The organism is Streptomyces albidus (ex Kaewkla and Franco 2022), from assembly GCF_013870515.1.
GTDB lineage: Bacteria > Actinomycetota > Actinomycetes > Streptomycetales > Streptomycetaceae > Streptomyces > Streptomyces albidus.
This window is the reverse complement of record NZ_JACBXA010000278.1, coordinates 1-7,049: the sequence shown is the minus strand read 5'-3', so window position 1 is coordinate 7,049 and position 7,049 is coordinate 1. Positions and strand designations below refer to the sequence as shown.

Here is a 7,049-nt window from a genome sequence, read left to right as displayed (position 1 = left end):
AGATCGCCGACGCCACCTACGTGGCCCGTCTCCTCCCCGATCCGCTGGCCGCGGCCCTGGCAGGCGGGGTGACCGTGCTCGTCGTCTTCGCGTCCGTCGCACATCTCGTACGGGCGCCGGAAGTGCCGCAGATGTTCGCCACCGTCAAACGAAGGCTCGCCCATGTCCAGTGAGTTCCGCACCCGTCTGCCGTCCCTGCCGCTCCCCCTCCCCAAGCCTCAGCGCAGTGTGCCCGCTCCGGCGACCGCACGGGCGCCCGTCACGGCACCGTCCACGGCGACCGCGAGTTCGCAGCGACGGAGGCCTCCCTGGGTGCTGATGTACCACTCGGTCTCCAGCTGCACCGACGATCCGTACCGGATCACGGTCTCCCCGTACCGGCTGGACCGTCAGCTGCGATGGCTGCGCGACCGCGGCCTGTCGGGCGTGAGCGTCGGTGAGCTGTTGCGTGCACGGGCGGCGGGGGGCGGTGCCGGACTCGTCGGGCTGACCTTCGACGACGGCTACACCGACTTCGTGGAGACGGCCCTTCCTCTGCTCCGACGGCACGGCTGCACCGCCACCGTCTTCGTGCTGCCCGGCAGGCTGGGCGGCGACAACGCCTGGGACGAACTCGGCCCGCGGAAGCCGTTGCTGACCGCGGACGGCATCCGCGAGGCGGCGTCCGAGGGCATGGAGATCGGCTCCCACGGACTGCTGCACACCGATCTGACCACCGCCGACGACGCCACGCTGGAGCGGGAGACCCGGCACAGCCGCACCCTGCTCGCCGACATCACCGGCACCGCTCCGGACGGGTTCTGCTATCCGTACGGAACGGTCGACGCGAGAGCCGTAGAGGGCGTGCGGGCTGCCGGATACGGCTACGCCTGCGCCATCGACCCGGGCCCGCTCACCGGGGTGCACGCCCTGCCGCGGGTGCACGTCGACGCCTCCGACACCTCGGTGCGGATGTTTCTGAAGCGGGCGCTGCATCCCCTTCGCCGCAAGCCCCTGCCGGAGACGCCGGGACAGGGCCCCTCCGACGGGACCGGGAGACCCATCGCTCCCGAGGCCCCCCAGGACGTGACGAGGAACAGCCCGGAGGACTCCACGGAAAGCGCAGGTGGCGGCAACCGATGAAAGTCGCGCACATCATCACAGGGCTCGGTGTCGGCGGAGCCGAGCAGCAACTGCGGCTGATGCTCCGGCATCTGCCCGTCCGCTGCGACGTCTTCACCCTCACCGCGCCCGGAGCCGTCGCCGAAGGCATCCTCGCCGACGGCAACCGCGTCACTCACCTGGGCATGACGGGAAACCTGGACGTGACGGTCATGCCGCTGCTCGTCCAGCTGATCCGCGACGGCGGCTACGACCTCGTGCACACCCACCTCTACCGCGCATGTCTGTACGGGCGTCTCGCGGCACGGCTGGCGGGCGTACGGGCGGTGGTCGCCACCGAACACTCCCTCGGCGACAAGGAGATCGAGGGCCGTCGGCTCAGCGCGGGGGTCCGCGCGATGTATCTGGCCTCCGAGCGGCTCGGCACCACCACGGTCGCCGTGTCGGAGACCGTCGCCCAACGGCTCCGGCGCTGGGGGGTGCACCCGTCGCGCGTGCACACGGTGCCCAACGGAATCGACGCTCGGCGCTTCCGTTTCGACCCTGTGGCGCGCGCCGTCACACGTGCGCGGCTCGGCATCCCGGAGGGCACCTACGTGGTGGGCGGGGTGGGAAGGCTCGTGCCCGGCAAGCACTTCGAGACGCTCGTACGGGCCGTGGCCGTACTGCCCGGCGTCCATCTGGTGCTGGCCGGTGACGGGCCGGAGCGCGACACGCTCCAGGCCATCGCCCTCGCGCTCGGCGCGGACGACCGCATCCACCTGCTGGGCGAGTGCGACGGGACGGTGGCCTCCGCCGGCGGCGGCACGCACGAGGTGCCGGACGTACTGGCGGCCATGGACATCTTCGTGTCGCCGTCTTCCGAGGAGGCGTTCGGGCTGGCCGTGCTCGAGGCGCTCGCCTCGGGTCTCCCCGCGCTGCACGTCACCTGTCCCGCCGTCGACGACCTGCCCTCCGACCAGGCGCCGGGCGCACACCGCATCGGCACCAGCGTCCCCGAACTCACCGCGACCCTGCGGGAGTACGCGGCTGTCGGCGCCGTACGGCTGCCGGTGCCGCCCGTCGTCGACCGCTACGACATCGAACGCAGCGCTGAGCGGCTGATGGCCGTCTACCGCGCCGCGACCGGCACGAAGCAACTGCCCGCACCGGCGCCGCCCGCGGTGGCTCCCGCTCCGGCGCCGTCTTCCGTTCCGCTGACAACGAGGTGAGTTCTGCCATGTCCAAAGCCGCACAGGGAGCATCCAAGTCCCGTACCGCGGGCGGCCCGACGTCCCGCTCGACGCGCTCGAACCGGTCCTCTCGCGGTGGAGGTGCGAGCCGCACCGCCCGCTCGGCGACCAGCACGAGCACCGGCACCGCCACCGACGAGAGCGCGGAGACCGAGAAGTCCACCGAGGCCACGGGGGCGAAGGAGTCCGCAGAGGCCACGCAGGCTGCCGGGCAGGCAACGGCGGGCACGAAGGCGGAGGCCGCGGAGACGACGGAGACCGGGGAGACCAAGTCCGTCACCCGCCCCTCCAGCGCGGACAAGACCGTCACGGTCAAGCCCACCACCAGGATCCGCACCGGAACGGTGGCCGAGAGCACGGTCAAGCCGGGTTCCAGGCCGTACCGCGCGCCCTCCCCCGCCCCTTCGCGGTCCACCTCCCGGGCCCGCCGCGACCTGCGAGGTTGGCTCAGGCGCGTACCCCGCTGGTGGCCGCTTCCGCTGTGCCTCGCGATCGGAGCCGTCGGCGGCGGGGCCTACGCCAAGGTGACGCCTCCGCAGTACGCAGCCGTCAGCTACGTGGTCGTCTCGCCCGACGGGCAGTCGGAGGCGGCCGCGGCCCTCGGCTACGCGCAGGCGTACGGCAAGATCGCGACCGACGCCGTCATCCTCGCCGAGGCCGAGTCGGACGCACACCTGCGCCGGGGGACGCTCCGTGAAGGCATCCAGGCCAGCACCTCGCCCGACGCCCCGATGGTCCAGATCACGGCGACCTCCTCCAGCGCCACGCAGGCGGCCAAGAACGCCGACGCGGTCGCGAAGGCCCTGCGGGGTACGGCCCGGGAGTCGGTGAAGCGGACCGGCGCCCGGCTGACCGTTCTCTCCGAGGCCGTCGCGCCGGCCGCTCCGGTCTCCCCCTCCGCCGCCGTCTCCATCTCCGTGGGCGCCTGCGCCGGCGGATTGATCGGCGGGCTCGTGCTCCTCACCCGGCCGCAGTGGGGACGCCGCCCGTCCGCCACGAACGTCACCGTCCCGGGGCTCGCGGAGAACGGCGACTCCGGTGCGCGCGACGAGGCACACGCGGGCGGCGACAAGGGGACGGAGACGGTGCGATGACGACGGCCGTCGCACACGAGACGCGGGTGACGGTCTGCCGCGACCCGCAGGAGTTCGGCGAACTCGCCGGACAGTGGGAAGACCTGCGGCGGCGCTGCCGCCCGGCCACGGCCTTCCAGAGCCACGCCTGGCTGCATTCGTGGTGGCTCTCCTACGGCAGGCCCGGACGGCTCCGTGTCGTACTGGTGCACAGTGGCGGTGAACTCGTCGCCGCGGCACCGATGATGCTCACGTACCGCCCGTTGCCCACACTCGTCGCGCTCGGCGGAGCCATCACCGACTTCTGCGACGTGCTGCTGGACGACGGCCATCCGCAAGCGGCGCGCTCTCTCGCCCGGGCCCTCCATCAGACGGCTCGCGGTGCGGTGATCGACCTGCGCGAGGTGCGTCCCGGCGCTGCCGCCGAGCGGCTGTACGACGCGTGGCAGGGTTCTCGTCAGCGGCTGCGGGACTCCGTGTGCCTGGAACTGCCGGGCGTCTCCATGGAGTCCCTGCTCGACCGCCTTCCGGCTCCGAGCGCGAAACGGACCCGCCGGAAGCTGCGCAAGATCGACAAGATGGGCATCACGGAGTACCGGGTCCCGCCTTCGGAGGCGGCCGCTTCCGTACCCACCATGCTTCGCCTGCACGCGATGCAGTGGGAGGGACGCGGGGTGACGCCCGAGCATCTGCTGCCCCGTTTCCGCGCTCATCTGGAGCGTGCGGTACGGGAGTTGGCGGGCAGCGGAGACGCGCTGGTCACCGAGTACCGGCTGGGCGGCGAGACCGTCGCGGCGGAGATCTCCCTCACCTCCCCCGACATGGTCTGCGGCTACCTCTACGGCGCCGACCCCCGGTTGCGTGCCGAGAAGGTGGACATCACCACGATGCTGCTGCGGAACAACGCCTCGTACGCGGACAGCAGCGGCCGCGCGACGCTGAATCTGATGCGCGGGTCGGAGCCGCACAAGCTCCGGTGGCAGGGCGAGTCCGTCGCCAATCAGCGCTTCGTGCTGTCACGTCGTCAACTGGCGCCGGCGCTGGGGCTGCACACGGCGCAGATCGCCGGAAGGGCCTTCGCCGCCGAGATGGTGCGGCAGCGCGCGGCAGGCGGGTGGAGCTGGCGGAGCCGTCCGAACGGCGCCAGGACGGAGACGGAGGGGACGGCGGGGTAAGTCACCCGCCGTCCCCGGGGGGGGGATCACCAGTCGGGCAGCAGATCGTCGAACGGGATGCACTCGTCGCCGACCCGGAAGCAGTCGTCGTCGTTCCTGGGATGCCTCGTCGGCAGCGCCGGCGGGGCGGGGCGGGTCTCCGGAGCGGACGGCCCCGGAGTCGTCTCCTGCGGTGAGGGCGCGGGCGTGGGGGAAGGCCTGCCGGGACGCCCGTAGAACGCGGCTCGGTACGCCTCCGAAGAGTTGGCGTTGTGCGTGCACTGCCACACGCCGTGGGGGCAGTAGTCGGTGATCGTCTGGTAGAGCGGCTTGTGCTCGTCGAACCAGTCGAGCATCCGGCGGACGTACTCCGGGTTGTCGCCGTTGCGGAAGAGTCCCCATTCCGGGTACGAGACGGCCTTGCCGTGTTCGGCGGCGAAGTCCACCTGGTCCTGCAGGCCGTACGGCTCGTTGACATGGGTGTCGAAGGGGACGCCGTACGGCTGGTCGTAGGTGTCCATCCCGATGATGTCGACGACGTCGTCGCCGGGGTAGCACTCCGTCCAGGGGAAGGCGTCCTTGCCGCGGCTGGGCGTGAAGTCGAAGCGGAAGTCCTGTCCGGGCACCGACCGCATCGCGGTGACGATGCGCCGCCAGTAGCTCTTCCACGCCTCCGGGTCGGGCCCACAACGGTGGGTGTAGGTCAGTCCGTTCATCTCCCAGCCGAGCACGATCACGGTGTCCGGGACCTTCTGCTGGACCAGACGCTCGGCCAGTGTGCGGAAGTGGGAGTCGAACCGGCCGGAGGCCCCGGCGCGCAGCAGCGTTCGCACCTCGTCGTCGGGGAGGCCGTCCTCGTTGCGCTCCTGCATGGGCACGTTGAGCACGAACAGACGGTCTTTCTGCGCCTGGCGCCACCGCGCCCACGGCTCGAGGAAGCGCGGCTGCCCCTCGATGTTGGACCACAGGTCGCCGGGCAGATAGGTGTGACCCACCCTCAGATCCGTGCCGCCGAGCCAGGATTCCAGCTCCTGAATGCGCCCGATGCCTGACGGGTCGGAGCGCAGGAACGCGCCGACGGGCGGAAGCAAGGGCGCTGCCTCGGGCGCGGCTCCGGATGACGACGACTTGGAGGATGCGTCGGAGCGATCCCCGGTCTTCTCCGCGTTCCGAATGAAAGATTGCGGTTTGAATTCAGACAATCCCACCGGAATGACGCTACAGGAGGCCAGGAGGCCGGCGACAACGACTCCACCGCAAACTCCTTTGAATGTGCGGCTCTTGGGGCTCCCCATCGTTCCTCCTGGCTCAGCTGCGACACAGTGATTGCGAAACACGCTTCTCGTACATCACCGTACGAAACGGTGTAATGCGATCTGATAGGCCAATGGAGAGATTTTCTCCCCGTTAGTCCCATTCGTGATGCAAGGACATACCCATGCCGTCGTACGACACGGAAGTCCCCGTCCTTTTGGTCAGACTCGATCCCAATCCGTTTCACCACGGAACGCTGGGAGCTGTGAGGTCACTCGGCCGTGCGGGGCTCGAAGTGCACGTCGCCGTCGCGTCGGCTCCCGGACCGGTGGACCGTTGCCGGTATCTGCACCGCGTGCACTCCCTGCCGCCGGGCGGCGCTTCCGACGCGGACCTGGAACGCGCCCTGCTGCGCATTTCGGAGGCGATCGGCCGGCCCTCCGTGCTCATCCCGCTGGACGACCGCAGCGCCATCGCAGTCGCCGCGCGGTCCGCACAGCTGACGGGCCGTTACCTGCTGCCGGACACGCTCCCCGATCTGCCGGGGCGGCTCGCCGACAAGGCCGAACTCGCAACGCTGTGCGAGAGGGCGGGCATCGCGCACCCGACGACCACGGCACCCGCGAGCCCTGCCGAGGCGGCGTACGAGGCCGCGGCTCTGGGACTGCCCGTCATCGCGAAGTGGAGCCGCCCCTGGCTCCTGCCCGAGGACATGCGCAGCACCACGCTCGTACGGACGCCCTCCGACGCCTACGAGCTGTGCGAGCGAAGTGCGGAGGCGGGAAGCCAACTCCTCTTGCAGCGCCGTCTTCCCGGAGGCCGCGGCACGGACTGGTTCTTCCACGGCTACGCGGGCGGGCGGGGCGTCTTCCTCGCGGGCGGCGCCGGCCGTAAGGAACGCTCATGGCCGCCTCGTACGGGGCTGACCGCGGTCGGCACCTGGATCGCCAACAGGGAGGTGGAGGAAGCAGCGGCAAGGCTCGCCGCCGAGATCGACTACCGCGGCATCCTCGACCTCGACTTCAGGATGGACGCCGACACCGGCGCGTACCACCTGCTGGACTTCAACCCGCGGCCCGGCGCTCAGTTCCGGCTGTTCGCCGACGACTCCGGGATGGACGTCGTACGCGCGCAGCACCTGCACCTCACCGGACGTGCCGTGCCCGAACGGCGCGGTGGTCCCGGCCGGGTGTTCGTCGCCGAGAACTACGCCCTTCTGTCGGCGCTGGTCACCA

The 7,049-nt window shown here is 70.9% G+C and carries 6 protein-coding genes; 5 read left to right on the top strand and 1 reads right to left on the bottom strand.

All coding sequences use genetic code 11. The features are described from left to right. Positions 1-318 precede the first annotated feature (318 nt). Genes H5J26_RS26505 through H5J26_RS26490 form a run of 4 tightly spaced genes read left to right on the top strand, consistent with a single transcriptional unit; the run spans position 319 to position 4,581 of the window. Complete coding sequence (locus tag H5J26_RS26505) at positions 319-1,122, top strand: polysaccharide deacetylase family protein (protein ID WP_181768499.1); 804 nt, start codon at positions 319-321, stop codon at positions 1,120-1,122. Next, a complete protein-coding gene (locus tag H5J26_RS26500) occupies positions 1,119-2,312 on the top strand; it encodes a glycosyltransferase (protein WP_181768497.1) in 1,194 nt (397 codons plus the stop codon). The genes H5J26_RS26505 and H5J26_RS26500 overlap by 4 nt, the downstream gene beginning before the upstream one ends. 8 nt (positions 2,313-2,320) lie before the next feature. After that, positions 2,321-3,427 carry a hypothetical protein gene (locus H5J26_RS26495; protein WP_181768496.1) on the top strand — a complete coding sequence of 369 codons (1,107 nt, stop codon included), beginning with the start codon at positions 2,321-2,323 and terminating at the stop codon, positions 3,425-3,427. Then, complete coding sequence (locus tag H5J26_RS26490; protein ID WP_181768495.1) at positions 3,424-4,581, top strand: GNAT family N-acetyltransferase; 1,158 nt, start codon at positions 3,424-3,426, stop codon at positions 4,579-4,581. Before H5J26_RS26495 ends, H5J26_RS26490 begins: the two co-directional genes overlap by 4 nt. 26 nt (positions 4,582-4,607) lie before the next feature. Here the strand turns inward: H5J26_RS26490 and H5J26_RS26485 are convergent, their stop codons facing one another. After that, positions 4,608-5,855 carry a glycoside hydrolase family 26 protein gene (locus H5J26_RS26485; RefSeq protein ID WP_181768494.1) on the bottom strand — a complete coding sequence of 416 codons (1,248 nt, stop codon included), beginning with the start codon at positions 5,853-5,855 and terminating at the stop codon, positions 4,608-4,610. A 224-nt stretch (positions 5,856-6,079) separates the two neighbouring features. On the opposite strand from H5J26_RS26485, the gene H5J26_RS26480 reads away from it, so the two are divergent. Next, positions 6,080-7,049: ATP-grasp domain-containing protein (locus tag H5J26_RS26480; protein WP_181768493.1), on the top strand; the 970-nt coding region annotated here is incomplete at its 3' end.

Coding starts and splice junctions, on each gene's coding strand:
- H5J26_RS26505 (WP_181768499.1), top strand. CDS start 319: ATGTACCACTCGGTCTCCAGCTGCACCGACGATCCGTACCGGATCACG.
- H5J26_RS26500 (WP_181768497.1), top strand. CDS start 1,119: ATGAAAGTCGCGCACATCATCACAGGGCTCGGTGTCGGCGGAGCCGAG.
- H5J26_RS26495 (WP_181768496.1), top strand. CDS start 2,321: ATGTCCAAAGCCGCACAGGGAGCATCCAAGTCCCGTACCGCGGGCGGC.
- H5J26_RS26490 (WP_181768495.1), top strand. CDS start 3,424: ATGACGACGGCCGTCGCACACGAGACGCGGGTGACGGTCTGCCGCGAC.
- H5J26_RS26485 (WP_181768494.1), bottom strand. CDS start 5,855: ATGGGGAGCCCCAAGAGCCGCACATTCAAAGGAGTTTGCGGTGGAGTC.